Here is a 25,829-nt window from a genome sequence, read left to right on the forward strand (position 1 = left end):
ACCCGCAAAATTCAGACATGTTGAACCAGGCTGAACCGGGTAGTCCGGTGGGTAAAAATATCGACATTTCCGCCGCGGAGTATCAATCTATACAGCAGTTCCTCAGCCAAAATTGCGGCATTGAGTTGGGTGACAGCAAACAATACCTGGTAAAAAGCAGGTTATTGCCCTTGATGGGCAAATTTGAATTCGCAAGCTTTGCTGAACTGGTCAACAGCCTGCAATCTGCGTCATTTTCCGCGCAAAAAATCAAAAGCGCCGTCATCGACGCAATGACCACCAACGAGACCTTCTGGTTTCGCGACGAACGGCAATTCGTCGAACTCAAAGACCAGGTCCTACCCAGCTTGCTAAATCGCAAAAATGGCAACGTCAGAGTTTGGTCCGCCGCTTGCTCATCCGGCCAGGAACCCTACTCGATAGCCATCTGCGCCCTGGAAGCAATCAGGGCCTCTGCCAAATCCCGCTCCGTGCAAATTATCGGCACGGACATCTCCGAAGCTATTCTTGAGGAAGCCAAGAGAGCGGTTTATTCGGAAGCCGCGCTGTCGCGTGGCATGGATAGCGCGGCAAAAGCACGGTATTTCCACAAAAATTACGACGGCTACTTACTTAGCCCGGAAGTCAGCCAACTCGTGCGTTTTCAACAATTCAATCTGCTCAAATCGTTCACTGCCTTGGGCCGTTTTGACCTGATTTTCTGTCGCAACGTACTGATCTATTTCTCGGATCAAGTCAAACGCGACATTCTCACCCGCATGGCCGACAGTCTGGAACCGGGCGGCTATCTGTTCCTCAGTAGTACCGAAGCGATGCCAACGGGCTTAAACAGCTTTGAATTGGTTCGCTCCGGCTTAACCAGCTACTTCAAAAAAGTCGGTTAAGCCGCTCGCCAGTTTATTGACGACTTAAGCAAGCGGCAGCATTTTGCCGCCACGCCTGAAACACTGTTTTTTGACACTCACGCCAGCCATTCAAATTGCTATACAAATGAAATAAAAGCATATTTATTTTATGGCACATTAACTGCTTTTAGGTTTAAAAAACCCAAAGGTGGCAATTATGGCTATTAATTTCGACAGTGCCTTAGGCATACATCCGCAAGCACTAGCGTTGCGCGAAAAGCGCAGCGAGATTCTGGCTTCAAACCTGGCCAACGCCGACACCCCCGATTACAAAGCCCGCGATCTGGACTTCAAATCGGTGTTTCAACAAGCCCTGGCCGGGGACGGCTCGGAACTGAAACGCAGCCAGCAAGGCCATCTGCAAAACCAAAACAACGTGCTCGGCGCCGACCTGCTCTATCGCAATCCGCAACAAGCCTCGCTGGACGGCAATACCGTCGAGTCGCATATCGAGCAAGCCAAATACGCGGAAAACGCCGTGCAATACGAAGCCAGCTTGCGCTTTATCAACAACAAGTTTTCCGGCTTGATGTCGGCCATTAAAGGAGAATAACCATGTCTTCATTTCGCATCTTCGATGTCGCCGGCAGCGGCATGAACGCGCAAAACCTGAGACTGAATCTGGTGGCCAGCAATATTTCCAATGCCAGCAGCGTCAGCAGCAGCATCGACCAGGTCTACAAATCCCGCCAACCCGTGTTTGCCGCCGAACTAAAAAACGCGATGGACAAGAACAGCACCACCAGCGGCGTCAACGTACTGGGCGTCGTCGAAAACCAGGCACCGCCGGTGATGGAATACGCCCCTAATCATCCGCTGGCGGACGCCACCGGCTACATCTATAAATCCAACGTCAATACCGTGGAAGAAATGGCCAATATGATGTCCGCTTCCCGCTCCTACGAGAACAATGTAGAGGTGTTGAACACCGCTAAAAACCTGATTCTGCAAACCCTGAAAATGGGACAGTGAGGCACTTATGACCAGCGCAATCGATACATTTAACAACCTCGGCCTAGCCACTACCGGTTCCGGCACAGCAAAAGGCGTGCAAAAACAAACCCTGGGACAAGATCAATTTCTGAAACTGCTGACCACGCAAATGACCCATCAGGATCCAATGAAACCCATGGATAACGGCGAATTTCTCGGCCAAATGGCCCAGTTTAGTACCGTTTCCGGCATTCAGGATCTGCAAGCTTCGTTCAAGGATTTTGCCGATTCGATCAGTTCCAACCAAGCCTTGCAGGCCGCGAGTTTGGTGGGTCGCTACGTGTCCGCCCCAAGCAAGGAAGCACTGCTAGGCGCCGGCGGCACAGTTTCCGGCGATTTCGTCTTACCGAGCAGTTCCACCAATGTCGACGTCAAAATTATCAACCCCAAAACAGGCGCCACTGTTCGGGAAATCGATCTGGGCGCACAGTCGTCGGGCACCACCAAATTCGAATGGGACGGCAAGGACAGTCAAGGCCACCTCGCCGACCCTGGAGTATACAAAGTTCAGGCTTCCGCCTGGTTGGACGGCGCCAACACCGTATTGGCAACCAATATAAAATCGCTGGTGAAAAGCGTCAACATGAGCACTGGCAGCAATAGCGTACAAGTCAACCTAGACGGACTCGGCACCGTAAAATTCAGTCAAATCAAACAAATCTTGTGAAGGAGAAGGCATCATGGCTTTTACAACAGCATTAAGCGGCTTAAACGCCGCATCCAACAACCTGGCGGTGACCGGCAATAATATTGCCAACGCCAATACCGTGGGCTTTAAAAAATCACGCTCGGAATTCGCAGACGTTTATGCGTCCAGCCTGGGCGGCGTCAGCAACACCACTGCCGGCGCTGGCGTCAGAGTTGCCAACGTCGCCCAGCAATTCAATCAAGGCAGTTTGTCGTTCACCGACAACAATCTGGATTTGGCGATCAGCGGCGAAGGCTTCTTCACCATGGCCAAAAGCCCAACAGAAACCAATGACATTACTTATACTCGCTCCGGCGAATTCAAACTGGATAAGGACGGCTATCTGGTCAACAATCAGGGCAAATCGCTGATGGTCTACAAACCCAACGGCACTGCCGTCGCGGATGGTTTCAGCACCGGGGTAACACAGCCAGTTCAGATCAATACCCTTACCGGCCTGCCCAGCGCCACGGACACCGTATCGCTGGCGGTGAATCTCAATGCCAACGAAACAGTTCCGACGGTGACGCCGTTCGACCCAACCAACAATAACTCCTACAACTCGCAAACCTCGGTGACCGTTTATGATTCGCTGGGCTCGCCGCATATTCTGTCTACATACTATGTGAAAGGCGCCTCAACCGCCTCAACTACGGATTGGAGCGTTTACCACTATATGGCCGAACCGGCCACACCGACAGCCAGAACCTCGATCAATGCCGGCACCTATGGCACTGCGGTTGCCGCTCCGGCCACCCCCTCCACATTGCCGACGCCGGCCGTGATGACCTTCGACTCCTCCGGTAAATTACAAACCCCGGTATCCGGTAGGTTCGCCCTGAGTGACTACACCATATTGCCGGCAACCGGCGCGGCACCGGTTAAGGTGGGTACCATGGACTTCTTCGGATCCACTCAGGTTCAGGAAAAGTTCAGCGTGAATACGATGACGCAAAACGGCTTACCGGCCGGACGCTTGACGGGCATTGATATTGACGATGAAGGGGTAATATTTGCCCGTTTCAGTAACGGCGGCTCACAAACCATGGGTAAAGTCGCATTGACACGCTTCGCCAATACCAACGGCTTGGCCAAAATCGGCGATACCGCCTGGGGACAAAGCGCCAACTCCGGGGAACCGATTCCCGGTGAAGCAGGCGCGAATAACTTTGGTCTGATTCAGGCCGGCGCGTTGGAAAGCTCGAATGTCGAGTTATCCGCGCAATTGGTCAATCTCATCGTCGCCCAACAGCATTATCAGGCCAATGCCCAGACCATTACTACGGAAAACAGCATCATGCAAACCATTCTGCAAATTCGGTAATTCATAGGAAACCGCCATGGACCGTAGCCTTTATATCGCGATGAACGGCGCCAAGCAGACCTTGCTGGCGCAAGGCGCCAACGCCAATAATCTGGCCAACGCTCAAACCACCGGCTTCAAAGCCGATTTCGAGCAATTCCGCGCGATGCCGGCTTTCGGTCCCGGCTACCCCTCAAGGGTTTATTCGATGACCGAACGCCCCGGCACCAACATGGCTAGCGGCAGCATCCACACCACTGGCCGCGACCTGGATGTCGCGATCAACGGCCAGGGCTGGATCGCGGTACGTAATGCAGAGGGCCAGGAAGCCTATACCCGCGCCGGCGATCTTCGGCTAACCCCCGAAGGCTTATTGCAAAACGGCGCCGGACTCTCGGTGCTCGGCGAAGGCGGTGAACCGATCACCGTTCCGCCCGCTCAAAAAATGGAAATCGGCACCGACGGCACCATCTCCATCGTCCCGCAAGGTGTCAATGCCACCAACAGCGTGATTGTCGAACGGATCAAGCTGGTCAACCCCGATCCGGCCAATCTGGAAAAACGCGAAGACGGCTTGATGCACGCCAAGCAAGCCGGCGCCATCCCGCCCGACGCCAATGTCACGCTGATTCAAGGCTCGCTGGAATCCAGCAACGTCAATGCTTTGGCGGCGATGGTGGAAATGATAGAGCTATCTCGAAACTTCGAATTGCAATCCAAAGTCATGAAAAACATCGACGACACATCAGGCGCCAGCGCCAAGCTGATGCAAGTGGCATAGTTTCTGCATTACTCCTGATAAGACAAAAAATTGTCAGATTAGGAGATTGTCATGACAGAACGAGCATTATGGGTCGCAAAATCCGGTTTGGATGCCCAACAAACCCGCATGGCGGTTATTTCCAATAACCTGGCCAACGTCAACACCACCGGCTTCAAGAAAGCCAGACCTATTTTCGCCGACTTGATGTATCAAAACGTCCGTCAGGCCGGCGCGCAGTCCACCCAAAACACCCAATTACCCACCGGCTTACAGCTTGGCACCGGGGTGCGCACGGTGGCTACCGAAAAACTGCACACCCAAGGCAATATTCTGCAAACCGGCAACTCGCTGGATATCGCGGTCAGCGGACGCGGTTTTATGCAGATTTTAATGCCCAACGGCGACATCAACTACACCCGCGACGGCTCGTTCAAAATGGATTCGACCGGTCAGGTGGTGACCTCCAACGGCATGCCGCTGGAACCGGCCATCACCATTCCGCAGGACGCGTTGAGCATCACGGTCGGCCAGGACGGCACGGTCTCGGTGACCCAACCGGGCGCTGCGGCAGCCAATCAGGTAGGACAGATTCAGATTGCCGACTTCATCAACACCGCAGGCCTTGAACCGATTGGCGACAACCTGTTCCGCGAAACCGTGGCCAGCGGCGCGCCGATCATCGGCGCGCCCGGCGAAAACGAGCTAGGCACTTTGATACAAGGCTCTCTGGAAACCTCGAACGTCAACGTAGTGGAAGAACTGGTCAACATGATAGAAACCCAGCGCGCTTACGAGATGAACTCCAAAGCCATTTCCACCACCGACCAAATGCTGTCCTTTGTCACGCAACAACTTTAATTCAGGACAAAGCTCATGACCAAATTCATCACACGGCAAGCAGGCGGCAAAATTTTGCTGTTAGCGGCAATCGCGTTACTGGCAGGCTGCGATACTTTGCCGAAACGCGACCCCGACTTCGCTCCGGTACAACCCGCCGACCTGCGCCCGCCCCAACAAAGCAACGGCGCGATTTACCAGGCCGGCTACGACATGCGCTTATTCGAAGATCATGCCGCGCGCCGGGTTGGCGATATTTTGACCGTAACATTCGACGAGAACACCAACGCCACCAAGCAAGCCAACTCCAAAGCCAGCAAGAACAGCGATATTCAAGCGTCGGGCAGCGCCCCCACCATTTTTGGTTTAGCCAGTTCCGCGCTGCTGGGTCACGACCTGGCAACATCCATTGACTACAGCATGGACCGCAGCACTGAAGGCAAAGGCGACGCCCGGCAAAGTAACAGACTGACCGGTGGCATCAGTGTCACCGTGGTCGACGTACTCCCTAACGGCAATCTGCGCGTACGCGGCGAAAAACGCGTCACGCTGAACGACGGCAGCGAATATATTCGCCTGTCCGGCATAGTGCGTCCGATCGACATCAACGTCGCCAACACCCTGCCCTCCAGCAAAGTAGCGGACGCTACCATCATGTATACCGGCGACGGCGCGTTGGCCGACAGTAACAAACCCGGCTGGATTTCCAGGGTATTGTCCAGCCCATGGTTTCCCTTCTAGCCTGAGCTGACGGAGAATGCAAATGAACAAAATATGTCTAATCGCCATGCTTTTGTTAGCGAACGCCGCCCAGGCGGAACGTATCAAAGACATTGCCTCCATCGCCGGCGTGCGCAGCAACCAATTGGTGGGCTACGGCCTGGTCACCGGCCTGGATAAATCCGGCGACAAAACCAAATTTACCGGCCAAAGCTTGCGCAGCATGATGGGCAAGCTGGGCCTGACCTTGCCACCCGATACGGACCCCAAATCCAAAAACGTCGCGCTGGTCAGCGTTCACGCCGATCTGCCTGCTTTCGCCAAACCCGGTCAAAAAATTGACGTCACTGTATCGTCTATAGGCGATGCGAAAAGTCTGCGCGGCGGCTCGCTGTTGATGAGTCCGCTACGCGGTGCCGACGGCAATGTCTACGCGGTGGCGCAAGGCAATTTAGTGGTGGGTGGCCTCAGCGCCAGCGGCCAGGACGGTTCGAAAATTACCGTCAATAACCCACTAGTGGGCCGGGTGCCTAACGGCGCCACGGTGGAACGCATCGTACCTAGCTCATTCGATCAAAGCGCTGACCTGGTTTTTAATTTGAATTCGTCAGACTTTACCACCGCGCAACGCATGGCGGACTCCATCAACAAGGCGCTGGGCGCTGAAACCGCGCAAGCCGTCGATGCCACCTCGGTCAGCGTCAGAGCACCGGTTAACCCCAACCAACGGGTCGGCTTTGCCTCGGTGATCGAAAACCTGGAATTGGCGCCCGACGATGCGCCCGCCAAAGTGATTGTCAACTCCCGCACCGGTACGGTCATTATCAACAGCAAAGTTAGAGTACAACCGGCAGCGGTTTCTCACGGCAGCTTGACCGTGACTATCAGCGAGAATCCACAAGTCAGCCAACCTAACCCATTATCGGGCGGCAGTACCGTAGTGACACCGCAATCCAATGTGTCCGTAAAAGAAGATAACAATCACATGTTTGTCTTCAACCCCGGCGTGTCGCTAGACGAGATCGTCCAAGCGGTAAACGGCGTCGGCGCCGGCCCCAGCGACTTGGTGGCCATTTTGGAAGCATTGAAATCCGCCGGCGCGCTTAGAGCCGAGTTGATAGTGATTTAAAGAACGCAACAAAGCAGTGATTAGATGAATTATTGGAGATTCCCATGTTAAACGTAGACAGTGCTTCGGTGTATACCGACTTCAACGGCCTGGCGAAACTTAAACAAGGCGCCCGCGAGCAATCGCCCGAGGCGATCAAGGAAGTCGCCAAACAATTCGAGTCGGTGTTTTTAGGCATGGTCATGAAAAACATGCGTCAAGCTAAATTGGCCGACGGCATATTGGACAGCCAGCAAACCCAGTTTTATCAAGACATGTACGACCAACAGATGTCCGTGCATCTGGCCGGCAAACCCGGCATCGGTTTTGCGGATTTAATTGCCCAACAATTGTCGCCCAAACAAAACAAGGACGAAGAAAAGGACGAGCAACTGTCCGCTAGCGATTTCTTGAATCGCGCGGCCGGCACCGGCGCCAGCAATAACCCCGACAATCACCAGTCGCTGCGGGCCGGCGAGGAAACCGAAGAGCAAATGCCGCTGGATGCCTCCGGCTTAAGTAGCCTGGAGCGCAGCTTGGCCCGCCTGGAACGCAGCCAGAAAGTCCTGGCCGACCAATGGCAAACCCTGGACGATAAAGTGCGCAGCGATAGTGATCGGCCGCTAACGTCCAGGGACGAGTTCGTTAACCAACTGCGGCCGCATGCCGAACAAGCCGCGCGCAGTCTGGGAGTGGATCCCAACGTGTTGCTGGCTCAAGCGGCATTGGAAACCGGCTGGGGCCAAGGCATGGTAAAAAATGCCCAAGGCGATAACAGCTTTAACTTGTTCAATATCAAGGCCGATAGGTCCTGGCAAGGCAAACAAGCCAAAACCATGACGCTTGAATATGACGGCGGCGTTGCCAAAAAAGAAATGGCCGGCTTCCGCGCTTACGAGTCCTACAAAGACAGCTTCGACGATTACGTGAATTTTATAAAAACCAATCCGCGTTATAGCGAAGCCTTGAAGAGCGCCGGCAACGCCGGCCAGTATTTACACGAACTGCAACAAGCCGGTTATGCCACCGATCCGCGGTATGCCGAAAAAGTGATGACGATCTACCACAGCCAAACCGCGGCCCAGGTAGCAGCTCTGAAAAGCGCGGGTTAGGAGGCGAACATGGCTATTGGCATTCTAGGCAACGCACTATCGGGGCTGACCGCATTCCAGCGTTCGCTGGAAACCACCAGCAACAACATCAGCAACGCCAACACCGAAGGCTACAGCCGGCAACGCGTCGAACTGGCCACTCGCCCCGAGCAATTTACCGGCAACGGCTATATGGGCAACGGTGTCGAAGTTGCCAACATCACCCGCAGCTACGACCAGTTCATCAGCAATCAAGTCCGTTCCAGCACCGCCACATTTCACGATATAGACAGTTTTTACACCTTGTCGTCGCAAATCGACAACATCACCGCCGACGAAACCACCGGTCTGGCGCCGGCCATGAAGAGCTTTTTCGATGCGATAGACAGCGTTGCCAACGATCCCAGTTCAGTGGCCGCCCGCCAAGTGATGCTGACCGAAGCCGAATCCCTAACGCAGCAATTCAACACCATGAGCGCCCGCTTCGGCGATTTGCGTAAGCGCGTCAACGATAACATCACCAGCTCGGTGCAAGAACTGAACGGCTTTGCCAAAACCCTGGCCGAATTGAATGTGAAGATTGTCTCGGACATCGGCCGCTCGTCCGGCAAACAAATGCCCAATGAGTTGATGGATCAACGCGATCTATTGCTGACCAAAATCGCCGAAAAAGCCGACGTGACTTATGTCAGCCAAGCCGACGGCTCATACAACGTGTTTATCGGCAAGGGCCAACCCTTGGTGCTGGGCAGTGCGGCCTCCTCACTGTCTGTGGTCGGCGACAGTAACGACGTCAATCAAAAGCTGATCATGCTGAATGGCCAGGATATTTCCAAACAGTTGTCCGGCGGCGAACTCTCCGGCAATCTTCGTTTTAGAGATCAAGTACTGGACCCCGCGCAACAACAGCTGGGTTTGCTGGCAACCGGTTTGGCTACCGAATTTAACAACATCCATAAAGCCGGCTACGACATCAACGGCAACACCAATGTGGCGTTTTTTGATTTGAATTCGCCGACTCCCCAAGTTAAAGCCACCGTCAGCGACAGCACCCTGGTGGTTTCCAGCGCATTTGTCGCGCCGACCACCGTAGCCGGTTTAGGCGCCGCTTATCGGCTTGATGTGACCGCAACGGTACCGGCGGCCACTTTCAGCCTGACCAATTTAAGCGACAACACCACTACCGCGGGCTTAAGCGCCGCCACCCTGGCGACTACCGCCGCGACTAACGGCTTTAGCATCAGCTTTAGCGGCGGTTCGCTGACCATTGGCGACTCCTTCCAAATTAGCCCCAACTTTAACGCTGCCGCCAAAATCAAACTTAACTCGGCTATCACCAACCCCAGACAAATCGCCGCCGCCAGCGCCACCGGCCTGCCAGGCGACAACAGCAATGCGCTGAAATTGGCTAACCTGGAAACCCAAGCAAAAATGTTCGGCGGCAAAGCCAGCTTTACTCAAGTTTATGGGCAAATGATCTCCGATGTGGGTTCGCAAACTCATGCCGCCTCGGTTGGCCGCACTGCCCAGGAAACCCTGTTAAAGCAAGCCACCAGCGCTAAAGAAAGCGTATCCGGCGTCAATCTGGATGAAGAAGCGGCCAATCTCATCAATTTTCAAAATTCGTATCAGGCGGCTGCCAAAGCCGTTTCGGTGGCTAATTCATTGTTCGACACCCTGATCGGGGCATTCCGCTAGGAGATTATTATGCGCATTTCAACCTCATGGAATAATCAGCTCGGCCTAAATGCGATGTTGGATCAGCAATCCAAACTCAGCGAGACTCAGCTAAAACTGTCCTCCGGCAAGAAATACCTCAGCCCGGCGGAAAACGCGGTGGCCGCCACCAGCATGATCGACCTGAATCACAACATTAAGGAAAATCAGCAATATCAGGTCAATATCGGCGCGGCGCGGCAAAGGCTGAACCTGGAAGAATCCGGTCTGGATAATGCCGGTAGCGTGTTGCATAGAATTAGAGAATTGACCGTGCAAGGCTTGAACGACAGCAACACCGCCACCAACCGCAAGCAAATCGCGATGGAAATCGACGAGCTGAACAAGCAATTGTTAAGTATCGCCAATACCAAAAATGCCAACGGCGAGTATATTTTTTCCGGGTACAAAACCGATCAAGCCGCATTTACCGACACCCCGGCTTACGCCTATCAAGGCGACACCAGCCAACGCAGTATCGCGATAGGCCCCAGTCGGCAAGTAACCGACGGCGATCCCGGCGAATCGGTATTCGGCAGCATTCAAGCCGCGCCGCTGACAGCCGGCAGCATTAGCAACGTGTTTCAGGCCGTCGCGCAAATATCCGCTGATTTAAAAGCCAACACCCCCAATAAGAACTCTCTGAACGACATGGATACCGCGCTGGTGCGCTTCGATACCATTCGCGCATCGGCCGGCGCCCGCTTGAACGCATTGGACGACCAGGAAAACTTGAACGCCGACTACATACTGGACAATAAATCCACCGCCTCGGACATCGGCGATCTGGACTATGCGGAAGCCTTGAGCAAATTCAATCTGCAACAAATATCGCTGCAAGCCGCCCAGCAAGCCTTTACCAAGGTGCAAAATCTGTCTTTGTTTAATTACATTTCTTAAGTTTTTGGCCCGAGGCTTTAGACAGCCCGGTGAGCACTTGTATGGCCTGTACGGCTTTCCGATGCTAAGATTCTTAAGGCCTACCAAAATCCGGCAACAACGCGATGTAGGTCAATTAAGCTGATTTAGTGACGGAAGGAATGCAATGGCAAAAACCATGAGTTGGCACCGCATCACACTCTCGCGCCAGGAATACGAATCCGGCGAAATCTACGTGCTGTTAGGCGCGTTCCGAGCTGCCTATGTGGCGCGAAACGGCCCCGAGGGCATGGCGATGTTCGGCGGCTGGTCCGACGACGACACCGCCTTCCTGGTTTACACCACGCCTAGATCGGTACGCCACATCACGCCAATCTTGGACGCCTATTCGGCCAAACAAATCAAAACTCCTGACCCGTCCGGTCTATCGTTGATATACGGCGACGAGTCGGGCTTTTCTTCCTTCGAGATTGGCTTTGAAGCCTGATGTAGTTCCGGGACTTTTTGAATTGCCTTAAAACCTACCCCAAAGCTTGATTTTCCGGTAGGCGTTCTGGAGCGGATTGATGGGCAGATTTCGGCCGAGGCTGTGTCAAAACGCCAAAATGAAATGAGTAGAATCAATAAAGCGGAGTAACACTATGTTGTTAGCTCCGCTTAAGTTTGCTTATCGGTTGTAGATATACATAGTTACTTCAAAACCAAAACGTAGATCGGCATAGCTTGGTGTTTCCCATTTCATCTTAATATCCTCAGGTTTACATTGGAGAATGCGCTAAATCCAAAGAATTAGCGCATGTTAAAAACATCAAAATTACTGGCTGTCAGCCCAGCGAGCCGGCGGATTGGGGACCCACCAGTCGGTAAAATCAGGTGACGTCTTGCTGCCTAGTGAATCGACATAAGCCTTCAAATCCGCCAGGTCGTTGGGGCAAAGATATTTTTTGAACGCTGGCATACCCTCTCCTTCGCCTTGAGTGACAGCTTCCGCCACTTCATCGCCTTCTCCCACCAAACTTGGCCCCATGGTGCCGCCGTGGCCATTGCTGGAATGGCAAACGGAGCAATTCAGTCTTAGGTAAGCTCGGCGTCCGTTTTCGATCGCATCAGCATTTGCATTGCGGGTGTTACAGTTAAAATTAAAATTGCTAGGCAGGGTGTATGCAGTTCCGCTGCCGGAGGTTTGCGTGCCCGACGTCGAGCCGCTAGTGCTTCCCGAACTGGTACTGGTACTGGTACTGCTACTGTCGCTACTACTCTCCTCACCACTTCCGCTTGTGCCGGAACCAGTCCTGGAACGGTCGCCCTTCGTACTGGGTTTTCCTTCGGATTCAGATGCTTTGTAGGTACTGATGATTCTAGGATCGGCAGTCGCCAGACTTAAAACGGAAGCCAGGGTGATAAAACCCAGCATCTGTTGGATAGTCATAGGTCTAACTTTCATGTTGATAACCTCGTAATAGGATGTTCAATAGACAATCATTTGTGCGTATCGGCCGCAACTTGGCCGATCATCGGCGCTATCAATGGCACGTGATAAGCCGTCAGAATGTCGTGAATTTTGTAATGCTGTTGTTCCAGAATACCGTCCAGTTTCGCGGCAAAGGCCTGATCCTGCTTTCTGACGCCCATGGAAATTTCATAGTCAAAAGGCATGTCAGGCAGCTTGGCATCATGCGGCGCAAAGGCAATTTCCAGGCGTTGACCATACGGTTTGGCGTAATAACCCGCGATGGGCCCCCAAACGACGGCGACGTCAATCTCTCCCTTGGCCACGGCGTCGATGATCTTGCCTTGCGGATTTTTGGCGGAGCCATTTCCCCACAGGGAATAACCGACGATGTTATCCGTGATACCGCGCAGCGCCAAGGCGCTAGCCGGTGGCGAGTTCGAGCCGTCATTACCGAAACCGTGTAGTCCGATTTTTAATTGTTTCAGAAGCGGATCATCAAATGACGTGATATTCAGATGACGATTACGTGCTGTAACAAATACATAACCAGACCAGTAGTAGGGCTCGGTGGGCAATACCCGTTCGTAGCCATGAGGAACTCCCATGACCAAATCACATCGCTCCGCACCCAGAGTCTGACGAATAAAGCCATTTCGTTGCCGCTGCCAGGTATAACGCAATTTGGCGTGTAACTGTTCAGCCAACAACGCAGCGATTTTGTTCTCAAAACCTTCTTGCTTGCGATTGGAAAACGGTAGATTGTCAGGGTCGGCACAAACACGTAGTTCCGGTTGCGCAACCGCCGATTGAGCCAGAATTAGCAGGCAAACTGCGGGTAGCAGACTCTGCCAGCGATGGCGCTTTAAAAAACTTGTAATCATGCCAATACCTCGACTTGGAATTTAAACAGCAGAGTTAAGGCAGTTTGTAGACGTGGACTTTACCACCGGTCTTGGCCGTGCAGGCCCCGCCGCCAAAGCCACCCGCCATGGCGCCGACGCCACTAAACACCGCGACGCGTTGCAGGTTGTCGGGACCGGTAAACGTAATGGGGTTACCGACAGTACTGCACTCCATGGTTTTAGACCACAACAGCTTGGGCACGCCATTCACGGCTTGTTCAGGACGAGCGTCGATGGCTTTAAAGACTTTGTCTTGGGTGCCGTAAAACAACAGTCCTCCGCCCGTGCTGAGTACCCCGCCGTATATGGCACTACGCTCTTTCAAACCAAAAGCTTTCTGGCCTTTGGTCACATCCCAGGCAATCAACTCGCTGGTATAGGAAGTGTCGGAGGCCGGTGCAATTGCCATGTCCATTGCCATGTAAGGCGCACCGTAAACGTACTCGGCTTTCAACATGTGCATGTTCATACACAGATTAAAGGTCGGCATGTAGAACAAACCGGTTTTTGGCGAGAATGCACCGGGCTCCCAGCCTTTGGCGCCCAGGGCTGATGGACAAATGTCAAAGGTAGTTTTGCCGGTGTGCGTCAGCTTATCCGGATTAACCACAGGACGTCCGGTGGTTAAATCGATGCTGCTAGCCCAGTTGACTTCGGGAATAAATTGGTCGGCTCTGACAATTTCGCCGGTTTCCCGATCTAGCGCATAGGCAAAGCCGTTCTTATCGAAGTGCACCAGGAGTTTATGGGCCACACCGTTGATAGTTTGCGTAACCGATATGTTTTCGCTGTCAGCGTCGTAATCCCAGTTATCATGCGGCGTGGTTTGATACACCCATTTCACTGCACCGGTATTGGGGTCGCGGGCAAATATTGACGAGCCCCATTTGTTGTCGCCGGGCGCGCGGACGTCAGGGTTCCAGACGCCCGGTTGACTGGTGCCATAGAATACGGTGTCGGTTTCCTTGTCGTAGGTCAGATAAGCCCAGGCCGAGCTGCCACCTTGTTGCCAAGTATTGCCAGGCCAGCTTTTTTGGCCCAAATCGGTATTTTGACCGGCTGTGGTATAGGGCAATTTGGTTTGGCTATTGATCAAAACATCTTTGTCCGGTCCGGTGTTGTAACCGCGCCATAGTTCTTTACCAGTATTCAAGTCTAGCGCTAGCACCCAGCCTCTGACCCCCATTTCGCCGCTGACTGTACCGCTAATGACCTTGCCATTAACGATGACGGGTGCACCGGACATGGTAACTCCGGAACGCACGTCCGCTGTGGTATTACGCCAGATTTCCTTGCCGGTTACCGCGTTAACAGCCACTGTGGTGTTATCGAGTAAATTGAACACGATCTTGCCATCGGCGTAAGCAGCGCCACGGTTGATGGCGTCACAGCAATGTACGCCTTTGGCGTATTTATTAATTTTGGGTACATAGGTCCACAGGACCTTACCTTTGTTCGCCAGATCGTAAGCAATCAATTTATTCGGGAAAGGCGTCACGACGTAAAGTTTAGAGCCAATCACCAATGGCTCACCCATATGACTACCCTTAACCCCGGTATCCACCGAATACTCTTCAGCCAAACCGGCGACATTGGCGGTATTGATTTGATCAAGTTCGCTGTAGCGTTGACCATCCGGGGTTCCGCCTGGGGTTGTCCAATCCGTGCCGGCCTGCGCCGAACCGATCAAACAGGCTGATCCGATTAAGATAGCGCTCACCGCGCTTTTTAGCTGAAATTGAGACGCTCGCGATGGCTGCTGATTTCCGCTAAGCCGTTGTTGAATAAGCATCTATGCCTCCTTAGATAAAAAGTAAGATTTGGCATTCCTTTATTCAAAGGAATACCGTCGAAGCCAATGATTTTCTAGAGATATTTTGTTGTTAGAGAAATGTGTGACCCGGAATTGAAACGAGTGAGTCTGTCCTTAACATAAACATCCTTAGAAAATTCTGGCTAACTCCATTATTGTCCTTGCCACCGCATTTTTTATTCTACTTGAACAAATATGACAAAAACCCATTATTTAAGTTATGTTTTGATTAAAAATACATTAGATATTAATTAAAAACACATTAAATATACTTGGTGATAAAATATAATTACCAACAAGTACAATGACTTAAATACAGATATTTCATGAAGGATGGCAAGAAAGAATCACAAGCTGTTCCGATAACTAATGCTCAAAAGCAAATGACTTGCATTGGATAAAATGAAATATATTCGAGTCAATTTTTTGATTTCAATCAAAAATTCATATGCAGATGCATGCTAACAGCCAAGTAAGTATTTATTTTGTCTAAAGAACATTTAACCAAATCTTAATGTTTATTTCAGTTTGAATTTATATTGGCGTAATAGAGTTATTTTGATGTGTTTAGTAGATAATTAATCCCCGCTTATCCAGGCACATCCGATAAATGAAGATTTATGTTGTCTTGGTAATTCCGCAAAGAATTTACCCAGGCAAATTTAAAGTGGTTCGTTATTTTTCCGGGCTGATTTCGTAATGAATCGTCCAGATAGTTTATTACCCAAAATTCTAAGGATGCATCCTGATGAGATTCTTTACGCTTTTACTCGTTCTACTGTTCTCTAATCTGGCCCAAGCTCAGCAACTGACCCTCACGTTTCCGGGCAATCTGCCAGTTACTAGATCGCCCATTAGCACCATTCCAATGTGCGAAGTTGTTGTGTCCGGATATGCTGTCGACGTAACCATGCTGGGTGCGAATCTTGCCGGTACATCAAATACCTGCACACCCGCCAATGTGCTTCCAACTGTTGATGCGGGCAAAGTGACTGCAGGCAAGTACGGTACCAGTCCATCGGTAGGTGCTCAGGTAGCGGTAAACCCACCTTCCGAGATTACTTTTGATGTTTCGTCGTTTACCGTCAATGATTATGGCGTTGGGAATACGTTGACCGCATACGCTAACTATCCTGATGGAACCTACTTTACCTATCCTATTCCCTATGTTGCCGGCGTATCGACCGTTGCGTTGCCGATGGAGTTTGCGGGGATGGTTAAGTTTGAAATTTACAGCTTAAATAACCGGATCGCCGTTGGCGATATTGTAATAAATGATTCGACACCGGTTACCCCAGTTCAATATACCGATAACTGGGTGGGCAACGGCATCGGTAATGTTCTGCCGGTTGATACTGGCACAACCACAGCTAACGGTGGCGTGATTCAAGTAATTCCGTACGGCACAAACAAAGAAGTAGTTTACACATCGGCCTCGTTGTCGTTCACTTTGCTAAACCCAGTGTTTGTTATCGAAAAATCCAACACAGCGCACCCTGGGATAACCATTGTCACCGTGACCGGTGCCACAACAGACCAGAACGGAACGCCAATCACCGTCAGTGTTAAAGAAGCTTATCGCCAATACAAGCAACGGAACCAGATGCGCTATGGCCTGACCGGCGGTAATTTAACAGTCGACTATTAAGGCAATGAAGCGACTGATCAATTAGATCGGTCGCTTATATCGATCCGCTATCAATCGCAAAATTCAGTGTGGAAGTCTTTCAATTCTTGAGGTAAATCCGATTTTAATAGGGGGCTGATGCCGTTTTACATGGTAGCCAAAAAAAGTGGATGTCAGTGCGATAACACTTTCAAATCGTAAGTCTGTTGGAGTACGCCACGATATTGATTTTGGTGGCGTTACCCGCGACCGATTTTCCTGTTGCTGTTTGTTGCTCATGGGCGGCGCCGCTTCTGTGTTGATGAGCTTTCAGAATGTTGTCATCAATAAATGTCCGTAGCAAATTGGGGCATTCCAGCAACACCCGAAAGATACCCCTCAACTTTGCTTAAAGAGGCCACGCACCGAATGGTTTTATAGAGCATTCCATGTATAAAACGTTGCAGGCAGGCTCGACAAGAACAAACAACGATATGTTAAGAGCCTATCGAAAAAGGTAAGCAGCATTTCAATATTTTGTGCTAAACATCGTTCTCCAGAGACATCTTTCTGGTTATTCCCGTAAATTCTCCGAAGTTATCGAATGTCGCAAATTGGCTGTTGGATGCGGTCGCCAAGGGAAGCTTTGTAGTCCGCCATTTTTCAGAATCTGGCTTTGGCAGACTGTCCAGTTTGGAGAAGCGCGACCGGCAAAAATGGATCGGTTTTACCCGGTCAATCCTGACTGAGCAAGTTCCGCCAAGTTGCACCTGCTGGAGTGCTAACATTTTCAAGCAGATTGCGGCAGATGATTAAGCATAACCGCTGTCATTCAAACATCTGCGGTTCAACAGGGTCTTATTTGTTACAAACGCAACATATACCCACAACTTTTTTCACTGATTAATCAATTACTTAAAAATTGGTGCGAAATATGAATTAAGCAAGCCATACAAAAATCGATGCTATGTTCGGTTACTCATTCTTTTACGGTGCTTATGTCTGAAATCATCCCGTTTCCCGTTCCCAACAAACAACAAAAATCAGATCTTGATGCGCTTATCGATGAAGCGTTAAAGGCCATCCCCAGGCAAGACCGAGAAAAGCTCAGGTTTGAGTTGATCAAAACGATAGACGGCTACGATGCCTTTTTTTCTGAATGGTCCTTGAGTCTACCCGCGGATAGTAACGAAACTCTCAGGAAACAAATTTACGATATTGCGCATCAGGAACATGACCGAAAAATACAAATGCTGAAAGACATTATGCGACTAAAGATTAAAGTGCTGGTTGCGGAATACCAGCAACGCAAGTAACGCGGTTTGTGATTACCGACCCGGCCCAATGGCTTCGGCAGAGCGCGGATTAAAACACCAAAGACCATCGATTTTAAGACCTAGCCTTAGTCGTCCTTTGGCCCAAATATTTTTATTGAGGAGTGTCATATGAATCAACTTGCCGATGTAAACAGTGTCGCGGAGCTTGAAGTCGACGCAGATAAGCTGATCGTGGCTTTTGCAAGTTCCGATGGGGAAATGGTCAATCAGCATTTCGGGTCATCCTTGGGATTTCATGTCTACGCTATAGACGGCAGTTCCGCGACGCCTTTGGCGGCTAAGTCGTTTGGTAAGGAACAACGAGACGGGAATGACGACAAATTAAAGCCTAAGCTGGCCTGGTTAACGGGCTGCGATATGGTTTATTGCGGCTCCGTCGGCGGCACGGCGACCAATGAGTTGATCAAATTGGGCGCGCATCCTGTCATCGTTAAAGGCGGTCCCGACATTGAAGAAATCATTACCGAGTTACAACAAGACATTTCCGGGGCCATGTCGCCGCTGCTGGAACGCATTTTTAAACAAAAAACGGTTAAAGATAGTAGCCGTTTTGCAGAGATGGCTGACGAAGACTGGGCTGAATAAGGATGCCCGGCAATTTTGCCTAAACGCAATCCAAGCATTCATCTTACAACTCGGCCTTCTCTCGGCTCGGTTTCGCTAGCCGACACTGAGGAAGCTCGCCATCACATACTACTGAATCCGGTTCGTCAGCCTACCGCCTGCTCTAACGTGCGCGTTGCCCTCCCCCGTCTCTCGGCGACATCGGTAACCATCGCATTTTTTGTGCTCGCCAGCGGCATTGACGCCAGTGCCGCCACCGTTCAATTAGCTTTTTCTAAACTCAGGGCCTTCGGTCTTTACCCCGCGATTTTCAATCGCCAGCCTTTTGGCCCCTAGGCGATGCCGTTTGTGACTGATTTATGACCAATTTTTAGACTGCCGTTTCATCTATACTATGGCGTGATTTATTGCTTCTCGCACACGGATGAAATTTAAAAATTTTTTATCGTTAAAGTCCCTGATCGTCCTGGGCTTTGTCATTGCGGTGATTCCGCTGTTTCTGGCCGTCATGTACGCCGCTTTCGGCATGCGCGAAACCTCGGCGCTGGGCCGCACCGTCAACACGCATGTCTTCGAACAAACCAAAACCATCCGCCTGGTTTTACAAAAAGCCTCCGATATAGAGCGTAAGGCCAAGCTGTTTGTGTTGCTGTCCGACCCGACACTGCGCCAACCCTACGAACGGCAATCCTACGAAACAGTGCGGGCCTCGTTTAAACAGGCGTTAGGCGATTTGCTTAAATTGCATGTCGACAACAAAATCGCACTGCTGGTCAACGAATTATCCGAGAAGGAAAATCTGATTTATCAACAAATCATCGGCTCGGATGACGAAAACAATCTGGAATTGCCGATAGACGAGGCTTTCCAGGGTTTGCGCGAATCGGCCGCCACCCTATCCCGCGAGTTTGAAAACCACGTCGATCACGAATTCAACGAACTGCACCAATTGTCGGAATCGCTGGAGCATGGTCTGTTGGTCAAGGGCGCGGTATTGCTGGCAATTTCGTTCAGCGTGATCGCCATCCTGTTGATCGTGTTATCGCGTTCGATGCGGCAACTTGACGTATCGATACGGCGTTTGGGCGCGGGCGAATTGGCCGAACCGATTCTGGTCAACGGTCCGTCGGATTTACGTTATCTGGGCAACCGTTTGGAGTGGCTGCGCACTCACTTGCTGGAACTGGAAGTGTCCAAACAACAATTTATGCAAAACGTCGCCCGCGAGATAGAACTGCCGTTGGCAAGCCTGCGCCAGGATGCCGAACTGTTGGCCGGGGAAACCGACTACGACCCCAACAGCAAGCGGGAAAACACGGTGTTGCATTTATGCGCCAATATCGAAAAGTTAAACACCGTATCCGAGGAACTGCTGCGCTACAGCCGGATCAACTCCCTGCCCGACAGCAAACGCAAGGAAAGTGTAAACATCAAAGATTTGCTGGAAACCGTCATTGACGATTTTCAACCCGTTTTAAGCAGTAAAGCTATTGCTATCCGCATGCTGGCACGGCCGGTGGAAATTTCCGGCATTCCCGAGCAATTGCGTGCGATCATCGAACAATTGCTGACCAACGCCGTGAAATTTTCGCCGGAAGGCGGCGAAATTCGCGTCATATTGCGCGACGCCGGCACGCTAATGGAACTGGAAGTGGAAGACGAAGGCCCAGGTATCGCCGCCGACGAACGCGATCATATCTTCGAACCGTTTTATCGCGGCAAGGCTGGCGATACAGGCGATAGTGATGGCCCCGGCCTGGGCTTGGCCATCGTCAAGGAATACGTCGCCAATCATCAAGGCAAAGTCGAAGTCATCGATGCCCGTCAAGACCAACAAGGAGCCCGCATCCGGGTTCAAATTCCGTTAAACGGGGAGAATTGAGGAACATGCAGGCACTATTTATGCGCGTATTGACGCTGATCGCATCATTGTTGGCCATCAGCGGCTGCGCCGAGGTGGATTCCAGCGTCAGGGAACATTTTCCAACCATTCACAGCGCCCCGGTGGTGCATTCCGATATAGACGAGCTGCTGGAATTCGGCAACAACCTGGCCAACATGACCACGGCGGGTCGCACCGAGACTTGCCGGTCTTTAGTGAAACGCCAAAAAGACGAACCCGAGATTGGAGTGTTATTGCATTTGATGGTGGGCCGCCTGTTATCCGATGCCTGCGGCGACATTCCCAAAATTCTGGATGAAATTGCCGGCATCCCCCCCTCGGGCTTGAGCGACGAACGCATGCGCCACCTGGTTGCCATTCACACCGAAGCCTTAAAGCGCATCAACAGCGCATCAAGGAAACTCGGCTCATTGGAACGGAAACAAAAAACCGTGCAAAACGTGCTGGAAACCAAAGACGCCGCCGGTTCCAAGAAAGAAGAATCAAGACTGCTGCGCGAAAAACTGGAAGCCATCCGTTCGATGGAAAAGCAATTGGACGAGACTAGCGAAGGCAAATAAAGCCAATGTTTCGGTTTCGCTTGGCGATAGTCATTGTTGTTTCTTTCTGCTTTGTGTTGAGTTTGGGCATTGCCTTGTATTGGGGAGCCAACGAAGTAGCTCGCTATTTTCAGCACAGCCAAACCGCTTACGAAACCTTCGACGATTACGAACAGCTGTCGCAAGAAGCCTATCGCCATTTCAAACAACGCATGGACCGGCTGATCACGGCCAACCCTAATTCGGAAACCGGCGTGGAGTCTTCCAAGCGCCGTCTTTACGAGGCCATGCAAACGCTACGCGACACTGCCGTCAAAACGCCGGGTACAGACAGCGCCAGCGAAGACTGGACCAATAAACCCGCAGAATTGGAGAAAGTCGCCCATCTCACCGCTTTCCTGGAAGCCAGCGAATATCGCTTCGAAGAAGTCGAGCGGCTGCGCTTGCAAGGTAAGCTAACTACCGCCGTGCAGGCTTTGGCTAAATTCACCGAGGAAGAAATCGACGGTAAGTTTCAACCCTTGATTGACGCCGCCATTAACGCCGAGCGGGAAAAAGCCAGGAAAGCCAAGCGGGAGTTGGAGATTTTGGTCGAAAAGTCGCGCTGGACGGCGATTTTAGCTTCGTTAACCGCGGCGTTATTCAGCTTGGTAGCCGGCATCATGTTGCTCCGCGCGTTTAAAAAACCTATCGAAGCGCTAATGAAAGGCACGGACGAAATCGCCTCCGGCAACCTGGATTACCGGATTGCCTTAGACAGCCGGGACGAATTTGCGTATCTGGCCAGCCACTTCAATCAAATGGCCAAGGAACTGGAAGTCCAACAAGATAAACTACGCGAAGGCCGCGCCGTGTTGGAAGAGCGAGTGACCGAGCGGACCTTTGAACTTAATCTGTTGAACGAAGAATTAAAGCGCATGGATAATGCCCGCCGTGAGTTTTTGGCGGACATCAGCCATGAACTGCGCACGCCGATCACGGTGATTCGCGGCGAGGCGGAAGTGACGCTACGCGGCCAGGACCGCGACGCCGAAGAATATAAAGACGCATTGCAGCGCATCGTGGAGCTATCGATGCAGTTGGGCAAATACGTGAACGATTTACTGTTTCTGGCCCGCGCCGACACGGCCAATCTGCAATTCGAATGGAATAAAGTCGACTTGGCGGATTTGGTGGCCAGCAGCGTCGAGGATTTTCAGGTGATGGCGCAAGAGTATTCGATTTCGGTCAGTCTGGACGCGCCGTCCGGGCCGCTACTGGTGCGAGGCGATAAGCAGCGGCTACGGCAAGTGCTGTTCATTCTGGGCGAAAATGCCTGCCGCTATTCCAAACCGCTCGGCCATATCGCCGTGGCTTTATGGCGCGACGGCAAACAGGCCTGTTTCAGCCTGACCGATCAGGGCATAGGCATACCGACCGAGGATCTGGAGCGCATTTTCGAACGCCACTTCCGCAGCAGCAACGCCCAACATTCGCGAGATGACGGCTCCGGCCTGGGTTTGCCGATGGCCAAATCCATCCTGCAAGCTCACGGCGGGCAAATCGCGGTGCGTAGTGTCGAAAACGCCGGATCGACATTTACGGTTACACTACCCCTGCTTACGGTAGCATAAGAGGGATTTTCATATGAATGAGAAATACATGACAACCAATACTCTGACGGGGATAGGCTATATGCGGGTGCTGATGGTTGAAGACGACGAGCGCATCATCGATTTCGTACAACGCGGCTTAAAAGCCGAGGGCTATGCCGTAGAGGTGGCCCGCAGTGGGCAAGAGGCCATTGCCTTGGGTACCGAGGGCAGCTTTCAGGTGATCATTCTGGACTTGGGCCTGCCGGACATGAACGGCCGGCAGATTTGCGAACGTTTGCGCAGCAACAGCATCGACACCCCGATTTTGATGCTGACCGCGCGCGATACTGTGCAAGACAAAGTGGCCGGCCTACGCTCCGGCGCCGACGACTATATGACCAAGCCGTTCGCGTTTGAAGAATTACTGGCCCGTATCGAAGTTTTACTCAGGCGGCGCGGCGGCGAAGTGAAGCAGGACGATAAAGAATTGCGTATCGAAGACCTGGTACTCAACGGCGAAACCCACGAGGTACGCCGCGGCGATAACGTCATCGAGTTAACACCCAAGGAGTTTGCTTTGCTGGAATGCTTTATGCGCATGCCGGGTAAAGTGTTGAGCCGCACGCGAATTCTGGAACAAGTCTGGGGCTATAGCGCCGATCCGCTGACCAATGTGGTGGATGTTTATATTCGCCAGCTACGGCGTAAAATCGACGACGATTACGAGCTGAAATTGCTGAAAACCGTGCGCGGCTTTGGTTACAAAATGGATGCGTCTTGAGTTAGATCCGCGAGATTTTGTCTCCAGGCGCCGCTAACAGCAGCCTAGCCGGCCGCCGCCCACAAACCTTGGTAAGCTAAGTCATTACACAAACCAGCGCCAACCCGAACCCACGCGCCTCCTATGCAACTCACCCTGCTCGACCCGGATCATCCGCACCAAGCCTTTCCGCCACTGCATAAGGCCTTGAAACAACCCAACGGCTTATTGGCCTTTGGCGGCTGTCTGTCGCCGCAGCGCATCGTCAACGCCTACCGGCACGGGGTATTTCCCTGGTTCAATCCCGGCGAGCCTATTCTGTGGTGGTCGCCCGACCCGCGATTGGTATTGTTTCCCGAACATCTGAATATTTCTCGCAGCCTGGCGAAAACCCTGCGTAAGCAATTATTCGAGATTCGTTACGACAGCGCTTTTCGCCAAGTGATCGATGCGTGCGCGGCGCCGCGTAGCGAAGACGGCGGCACCTGGATTACCGACGACATCCGCCAAGCCTATATCACCCTACACCACCTGGGTATCGCGCACAGCTGCGAAGCCTGGCTGGACGGCCAATTGGTGGGCGGCCTGTACGGCATTGCCATTGGCCAAGTGTTTTTCGGCGAATCGATGTTTCATCGTAAAACCGACGCCTCCAAAGTGGTGTTTGTGCATCTGGTTCAGCAACTCAGCGCTTGGGGTTATCAAGTCATCGACTGTCAGGTCAGCAGCGAACACTTACTCAGCCTTGGCGCGGCGGAAATCCCTCGCAGCCGCTTTGTAGAACTGCTGGACAGGCTTTGCGATCAAACACCGACGCCCGACGCTTGGCAAGCATGAGTTCCATCCCGATTTGGCTGGACAGCGGCCATGCCTGCGGCTATCTGGACGACCGTCTGGCACGTTCCGGCTTCGTGCATCCGTCGGTGGAGATGGACACCGCGCTGTATTCGCAACTCATCGCCCAAGGCTTCCGGCGTAGCGGCGACCATGTCTACAAACCCTATTGCGAAGCTTGCCAGGCTTGCGTGCCGACGCGCTTACCGGTGTCGTCATTCCTACCGGACCGTAAGCAAAAGCGCTGCATCAAGCGCAATGCGCAAACCCGGATAGTGGTCAAAGACGCCGAGTTCGACCCGCGTCATTTCCAGCTGTATCAACGCTATCTAAACGCCCGTCACGACAAACCCGGCGAAGATACCGAAACCACGCCGGATGACTACATCAAATTCCTCGGTAGCAGTTGGTGCGACACGATGTTTGTGGAGTTTTTGATTGGCGGCCAATTGGCGGCCGTAGCGGTGGTCGACGTGGTAGCCGACGGTTTGTCGGCGGTGTATACCTTTTTTGACCCGGATTTTGCCGACTACAGCCCCGGCGTTTACGCCGTGTGTTGGCAAATCGAAACCGCCAAACAATTGGGCCTGGAATATGTTTATCTGGGCTACTGGATCAAAGACTGTCGTAAAATGCGCTACAAAATCGATTATCAACCACTGTCCGGCCTGATAGACGGCCAGTGGCAAGCTATTTCAAAACAAACATTCAACGAGGACTAAGCCGTGCCAAAAGCCAACGAACTGAAAAAGGGAACCGCCATCGAAATCAACGGCGAACCGTATGTGGTCAAAAACATCGATGTGCGCAACCCCACTTCGCGCGGCGCCACCACGCTTTACAAAGTCCGTTTCACCCACATGAAAACCCGGCAGAAGCTGGACGAAACCTACAAAAGCGACGAGATGTTGAAAGCCGCCGATTGCTCGCGTTGCAACGTGCAATATTCCTATCAAGACGGCGACACCTATTACTTCATGAACGCCGAAACCTACGAGCAATACAGCTTGTCTGCGGAAGATTTGGAAGGCCAGACCGAGTATTTATCGGACGGCTTGGAAGGCATCATCATGCTCCTGATGGACGACGCGGCGCTGGGCATCCAGTTACCCACCACCATCACGCTGCAAATCGTCGAAACCCCGCCATCCATGAAAGGCTCCAGCGCCACCAAACGCACCAAAACCGCCAAACTCAGTACCGGGCTGGAAGTGCAAGTCCCCGAATATATAGAATCCGGCGAGATGATCAAGGTCAATACCGACACCGGCGAGTTTTCATCGCGGGCGTAACACCGCCCACCCCGCCCCAACCGCCGACCGAATCAGCCGTCGGCGGCAACGGCTTCACTAAATCACCTCGCTCGTTGCTCAGCACACCTCAAATCATGATTGGCGGCATGCCCGAATTCGTGTCGGAGCCGCAATGATTAACCCGGCTCTATTGGGATATTTCACAGGCATATCGTTCTGACTGAGCGAGTTCAGCCAATGCAAACTTTTATTCCTTAAAAACCAAAGCAACCAGTGCCAGCATAAGGG

Annotated in this window: 27 protein-coding genes; 23 read left to right on the forward strand and 4 right to left on the reverse strand. The window is 52.2% G+C overall.

The annotated features are described in order from the left end of the window. The first annotated feature begins 17 nt into the window (after positions 1 to 17). The 13 genes from G006_RS0111015 (at position 18) to G006_RS0111075 (ending at position 11,490) form a co-directional block, all read left to right on the forward strand. Complete coding sequence (locus G006_RS0111015) at positions 18 to 884, forward strand: CheR family methyltransferase (RefSeq protein WP_020483237.1); 867 nt, start codon at positions 18 to 20, stop codon at positions 882 to 884. A gap of 178 nt (positions 885 to 1,062) precedes the next feature. Beyond that, complete coding sequence (gene flgB / locus G006_RS0111020; protein ID WP_020483238.1) at positions 1,063 to 1,458, forward strand: flagellar basal body rod protein FlgB; 396 nt, start codon at positions 1,063 to 1,065, stop codon at positions 1,456 to 1,458. A gap of 2 nt (positions 1,459 to 1,460) precedes the next feature. Then, positions 1,461 to 1,877 carry a flagellar basal body rod protein FlgC gene (gene flgC, locus G006_RS0111025; RefSeq protein WP_020483239.1) on the forward strand — a complete coding sequence of 139 codons (417 nt, stop codon included), beginning with the start codon at positions 1,461 to 1,463 and terminating at the stop codon, positions 1,875 to 1,877. Between the two features lie 7 nt (positions 1,878 to 1,884). After that, positions 1,885 to 2,565, forward strand: coding sequence for a flagellar hook assembly protein FlgD (locus G006_RS0111030; RefSeq protein ID WP_020483240.1), 681 nt, complete (start codon positions 1,885 to 1,887; stop codon positions 2,563 to 2,565). Positions 2,566 to 2,578: 13 nt separating this feature from the next. Continuing rightward, on the forward strand, positions 2,579 to 3,910 hold the full coding sequence (flgE, locus tag G006_RS0111035) for a flagellar hook protein FlgE (RefSeq protein ID WP_020483241.1): 1,332 nt from the start codon (positions 2,579 to 2,581) through the stop codon (positions 3,908 to 3,910). 16 nt (positions 3,911 to 3,926) lie between these two features. Further along, positions 3,927 to 4,670, forward strand: a complete 744-nt coding sequence (flgF, locus tag G006_RS0111040) for a flagellar basal-body rod protein FlgF (RefSeq protein WP_020483242.1) — start codon at positions 3,927 to 3,929, stop codon at positions 4,668 to 4,670. A gap of 51 nt (positions 4,671 to 4,721) precedes the next feature. Beyond that, on the forward strand, positions 4,722 to 5,510 hold the full coding sequence (gene flgG, locus G006_RS0111045) for a flagellar basal-body rod protein FlgG (RefSeq protein ID WP_020483243.1): 789 nt from the start codon (positions 4,722 to 4,724) through the stop codon (positions 5,508 to 5,510). 15 nt (positions 5,511 to 5,525) lie between these two features. Beyond that, positions 5,526 to 6,230 (forward strand): flagellar basal body L-ring protein FlgH, encoded by a 705-nt coding sequence (flgH, locus tag G006_RS0111050; RefSeq protein ID WP_020483244.1) that lies wholly within the window; start codon positions 5,526 to 5,528, stop codon positions 6,228 to 6,230. A gap of 22 nt (positions 6,231 to 6,252) precedes the next feature. After that, positions 6,253 to 7,338, forward strand: a complete 1,086-nt coding sequence (locus G006_RS0111055; RefSeq protein WP_020483245.1) for a flagellar basal body P-ring protein FlgI — start codon at positions 6,253 to 6,255, stop codon at positions 7,336 to 7,338. A gap of 44 nt (positions 7,339 to 7,382) precedes the next feature. Then, positions 7,383 to 8,429 (forward strand): flagellar assembly peptidoglycan hydrolase FlgJ, encoded by a 1,047-nt coding sequence (gene flgJ, locus G006_RS0111060; protein ID WP_020483246.1) that lies wholly within the window; start codon positions 7,383 to 7,385, stop codon positions 8,427 to 8,429. 9 nt (positions 8,430 to 8,438) lie between these two features. Further along, a complete protein-coding gene (flgK, locus tag G006_RS0111065; protein ID WP_020483247.1) occupies positions 8,439 to 10,106 on the forward strand; it encodes a flagellar hook-associated protein FlgK in 1,668 nt (555 codons plus the stop codon). A gap of 9 nt (positions 10,107 to 10,115) precedes the next feature. Beyond that, positions 10,116 to 11,024 carry a flagellar hook-associated protein FlgL gene (gene flgL, locus G006_RS0111070; RefSeq protein ID WP_020483248.1) on the forward strand — a complete coding sequence of 303 codons (909 nt, stop codon included), beginning with the start codon at positions 10,116 to 10,118 and terminating at the stop codon, positions 11,022 to 11,024. 145 nt (positions 11,025 to 11,169) lie between these two features. Continuing rightward, positions 11,170 to 11,490: a hypothetical protein gene (locus G006_RS0111075; protein ID WP_152428849.1), complete on the forward strand. Its 321-nt coding sequence runs from the start codon at positions 11,170 to 11,172 to the stop codon at positions 11,488 to 11,490. Positions 11,491 to 11,670: 180 nt separating this feature from the next. On the opposite strand, the gene pqqA is transcribed toward G006_RS0111075, so the two are convergent. The 4 genes from pqqA to G006_RS25460 form a co-directional block, all read right to left on the reverse strand. Beyond that, positions 11,671 to 11,745: a pyrroloquinoline quinone precursor peptide PqqA gene (gene pqqA / locus G006_RS27760; RefSeq protein ID WP_081607957.1), complete on the reverse strand. Its 75-nt coding sequence runs from the start codon at positions 11,743 to 11,745 to the stop codon at positions 11,671 to 11,673. 72 nt (positions 11,746 to 11,817) lie between these two features. After that, a complete protein-coding gene (locus G006_RS25455) occupies positions 11,818 to 12,447 on the reverse strand; it encodes a c-type cytochrome (protein WP_081607926.1) in 630 nt (209 codons plus the stop codon). A 35-nt stretch (positions 12,448 to 12,482) separates the two neighbouring features. Beyond that, positions 12,483 to 13,337 carry a substrate-binding domain-containing protein gene (locus G006_RS0111085; protein WP_020483251.1) on the reverse strand — a complete coding sequence of 285 codons (855 nt, stop codon included), beginning with the start codon at positions 13,335 to 13,337 and terminating at the stop codon, positions 12,483 to 12,485. Between the two features lie 34 nt (positions 13,338 to 13,371). Next, positions 13,372 to 15,150: a PQQ-dependent dehydrogenase, methanol/ethanol family gene (locus G006_RS25460; protein WP_020483252.1), complete on the reverse strand. Its 1,779-nt coding sequence runs from the start codon at positions 15,148 to 15,150 to the stop codon at positions 13,372 to 13,374. 769 nt (positions 15,151 to 15,919) lie between these two features. Between G006_RS25460 and G006_RS0111095 the strand changes: the two genes are divergently transcribed. The 10 genes from G006_RS0111095 (at position 15,920) to efpL (ending at position 25,580) form a co-directional block, all read left to right on the forward strand. Further along, complete coding sequence (locus G006_RS0111095) at positions 15,920 to 16,819, forward strand: hypothetical protein (RefSeq protein WP_152428850.1); 900 nt, start codon at positions 15,920 to 15,922, stop codon at positions 16,817 to 16,819. A 956-nt stretch (positions 16,820 to 17,775) separates the two neighbouring features. Next, positions 17,776 to 18,093, forward strand: coding sequence for a hypothetical protein (locus tag G006_RS0111105; RefSeq protein WP_026146981.1), 318 nt, complete (start codon positions 17,776 to 17,778; stop codon positions 18,091 to 18,093). 129 nt (positions 18,094 to 18,222) lie between these two features. Next, positions 18,223 to 18,699, forward strand: a complete 477-nt coding sequence (locus tag G006_RS0111110) for a NifB/NifX family molybdenum-iron cluster-binding protein (RefSeq protein ID WP_020483256.1) — start codon at positions 18,223 to 18,225, stop codon at positions 18,697 to 18,699. A 403-nt stretch (positions 18,700 to 19,102) separates the two neighbouring features. Then, positions 19,103 to 20,560 (forward strand): sensor histidine kinase, encoded by a 1,458-nt coding sequence (locus G006_RS0111115; protein ID WP_020483257.1) that lies wholly within the window; start codon positions 19,103 to 19,105, stop codon positions 20,558 to 20,560. A 5-nt stretch (positions 20,561 to 20,565) separates the two neighbouring features. Continuing rightward, positions 20,566 to 21,141 (forward strand): hypothetical protein, encoded by a 576-nt coding sequence (locus G006_RS0111120; protein WP_020483258.1) that lies wholly within the window; start codon positions 20,566 to 20,568, stop codon positions 21,139 to 21,141. Between the two features lie 5 nt (positions 21,142 to 21,146). After that, complete coding sequence (locus G006_RS0111125; RefSeq protein WP_020483259.1) at positions 21,147 to 22,733, forward strand: sensor histidine kinase; 1,587 nt, start codon at positions 21,147 to 21,149, stop codon at positions 22,731 to 22,733. A gap of 28 nt (positions 22,734 to 22,761) precedes the next feature. Further along, positions 22,762 to 23,475 (forward strand): response regulator transcription factor, encoded by a 714-nt coding sequence (locus tag G006_RS0111130; protein WP_026603377.1) that lies wholly within the window; start codon positions 22,762 to 22,764, stop codon positions 23,473 to 23,475. Positions 23,476 to 23,598: 123 nt separating this feature from the next. Beyond that, on the forward strand, positions 23,599 to 24,291 hold the full coding sequence (aat, locus tag G006_RS0111135) for a leucyl/phenylalanyl-tRNA--protein transferase (RefSeq protein ID WP_020483261.1): 693 nt from the start codon (positions 23,599 to 23,601) through the stop codon (positions 24,289 to 24,291). Continuing rightward, positions 24,288 to 25,010, forward strand: coding sequence for an arginyltransferase (locus G006_RS0111140; RefSeq protein WP_020483262.1), 723 nt, complete (start codon positions 24,288 to 24,290; stop codon positions 25,008 to 25,010). The genes aat and G006_RS0111140 overlap by 4 nt, the downstream gene beginning before the upstream one ends. A 3-nt stretch (positions 25,011 to 25,013) precedes the next feature. Further along, positions 25,014 to 25,580 carry an elongation factor P-like protein EfpL gene (gene efpL / locus G006_RS0111145; RefSeq protein WP_020483263.1) on the forward strand — a complete coding sequence of 189 codons (567 nt, stop codon included), beginning with the start codon at positions 25,014 to 25,016 and terminating at the stop codon, positions 25,578 to 25,580. The last annotated feature ends 249 nt before the right edge of the window (positions 25,581 to 25,829 follow it).

Origin of the sequence: Methylomonas sp. MK1 (assembly GCF_000365425.1) — a bacterium.
Lineage (GTDB): Bacteria > Pseudomonadota > Gammaproteobacteria > Methylococcales > Methylomonadaceae > Methylomonas.

What these genes read in the sequence shown, in the direction of transcription:
- G006_RS0111015 (WP_020483237.1), top strand. Translation starts at nt 18, where the DNA reads ATGTTGAACCAGGCTGAACCGGGTAGTCCGGTGGGTAAAAATATCGAC.
- flgB (WP_020483238.1), top strand. Translation starts at nt 1,063, where the DNA reads ATGGCTATTAATTTCGACAGTGCCTTAGGCATACATCCGCAAGCACTA.
- flgC (WP_020483239.1), top strand. Translation starts at nt 1,461, where the DNA reads ATGTCTTCATTTCGCATCTTCGATGTCGCCGGCAGCGGCATGAACGCG.
- G006_RS0111030 (WP_020483240.1), top strand. Translation starts at nt 1,885, where the DNA reads ATGACCAGCGCAATCGATACATTTAACAACCTCGGCCTAGCCACTACC.
- flgE (WP_020483241.1), top strand. Translation starts at nt 2,579, where the DNA reads ATGGCTTTTACAACAGCATTAAGCGGCTTAAACGCCGCATCCAACAAC.
- flgF (WP_020483242.1), top strand. Translation starts at nt 3,927, where the DNA reads ATGGACCGTAGCCTTTATATCGCGATGAACGGCGCCAAGCAGACCTTG.
- flgG (WP_020483243.1), top strand. Translation starts at nt 4,722, where the DNA reads ATGACAGAACGAGCATTATGGGTCGCAAAATCCGGTTTGGATGCCCAA.
- flgH (WP_020483244.1), top strand. Translation starts at nt 5,526, where the DNA reads ATGACCAAATTCATCACACGGCAAGCAGGCGGCAAAATTTTGCTGTTA.
- G006_RS0111055 (WP_020483245.1), top strand. Translation starts at nt 6,253, where the DNA reads ATGAACAAAATATGTCTAATCGCCATGCTTTTGTTAGCGAACGCCGCC.
- flgJ (WP_020483246.1), top strand. Translation starts at nt 7,383, where the DNA reads ATGTTAAACGTAGACAGTGCTTCGGTGTATACCGACTTCAACGGCCTG.
- flgK (WP_020483247.1), top strand. Translation starts at nt 8,439, where the DNA reads ATGGCTATTGGCATTCTAGGCAACGCACTATCGGGGCTGACCGCATTC.
- flgL (WP_020483248.1), top strand. Translation starts at nt 10,116, where the DNA reads ATGCGCATTTCAACCTCATGGAATAATCAGCTCGGCCTAAATGCGATG.
- G006_RS0111075 (WP_152428849.1), top strand. Translation starts at nt 11,170, where the DNA reads ATGGCAAAAACCATGAGTTGGCACCGCATCACACTCTCGCGCCAGGAA.
- G006_RS25455 (WP_081607926.1), bottom strand. Translation starts at nt 12,447, where the DNA reads ATGAAAGTTAGACCTATGACTATCCAACAGATGCTGGGTTTTATCACC.
- G006_RS0111085 (WP_020483251.1), bottom strand. Translation starts at nt 13,337, where the DNA reads ATGATTACAAGTTTTTTAAAGCGCCATCGCTGGCAGAGTCTGCTACCC.
- G006_RS25460 (WP_020483252.1), bottom strand. Translation starts at nt 15,150, where the DNA reads ATGCTTATTCAACAACGGCTTAGCGGAAATCAGCAGCCATCGCGAGCG.
- G006_RS0111095 (WP_152428850.1), top strand. Translation starts at nt 15,920, where the DNA reads ATGAGATTCTTTACGCTTTTACTCGTTCTACTGTTCTCTAATCTGGCC.
- G006_RS0111105 (WP_026146981.1), top strand. Translation starts at nt 17,776, where the DNA reads ATGTCTGAAATCATCCCGTTTCCCGTTCCCAACAAACAACAAAAATCA.
- G006_RS0111110 (WP_020483256.1), top strand. Translation starts at nt 18,223, where the DNA reads ATGAATCAACTTGCCGATGTAAACAGTGTCGCGGAGCTTGAAGTCGAC.
- G006_RS0111115 (WP_020483257.1), top strand. Translation starts at nt 19,103, where the DNA reads ATGAAATTTAAAAATTTTTTATCGTTAAAGTCCCTGATCGTCCTGGGC.
- G006_RS0111120 (WP_020483258.1), top strand. Translation starts at nt 20,566, where the DNA reads ATGCAGGCACTATTTATGCGCGTATTGACGCTGATCGCATCATTGTTG.
- G006_RS0111125 (WP_020483259.1), top strand. Translation starts at nt 21,147, where the DNA reads ATGTTTCGGTTTCGCTTGGCGATAGTCATTGTTGTTTCTTTCTGCTTT.
- G006_RS0111130 (WP_026603377.1), top strand. Translation starts at nt 22,762, where the DNA reads ATGACAACCAATACTCTGACGGGGATAGGCTATATGCGGGTGCTGATG.
- aat (WP_020483261.1), top strand. Translation starts at nt 23,599, where the DNA reads ATGCAACTCACCCTGCTCGACCCGGATCATCCGCACCAAGCCTTTCCG.
- G006_RS0111140 (WP_020483262.1), top strand. Translation starts at nt 24,288, where the DNA reads ATGAGTTCCATCCCGATTTGGCTGGACAGCGGCCATGCCTGCGGCTAT.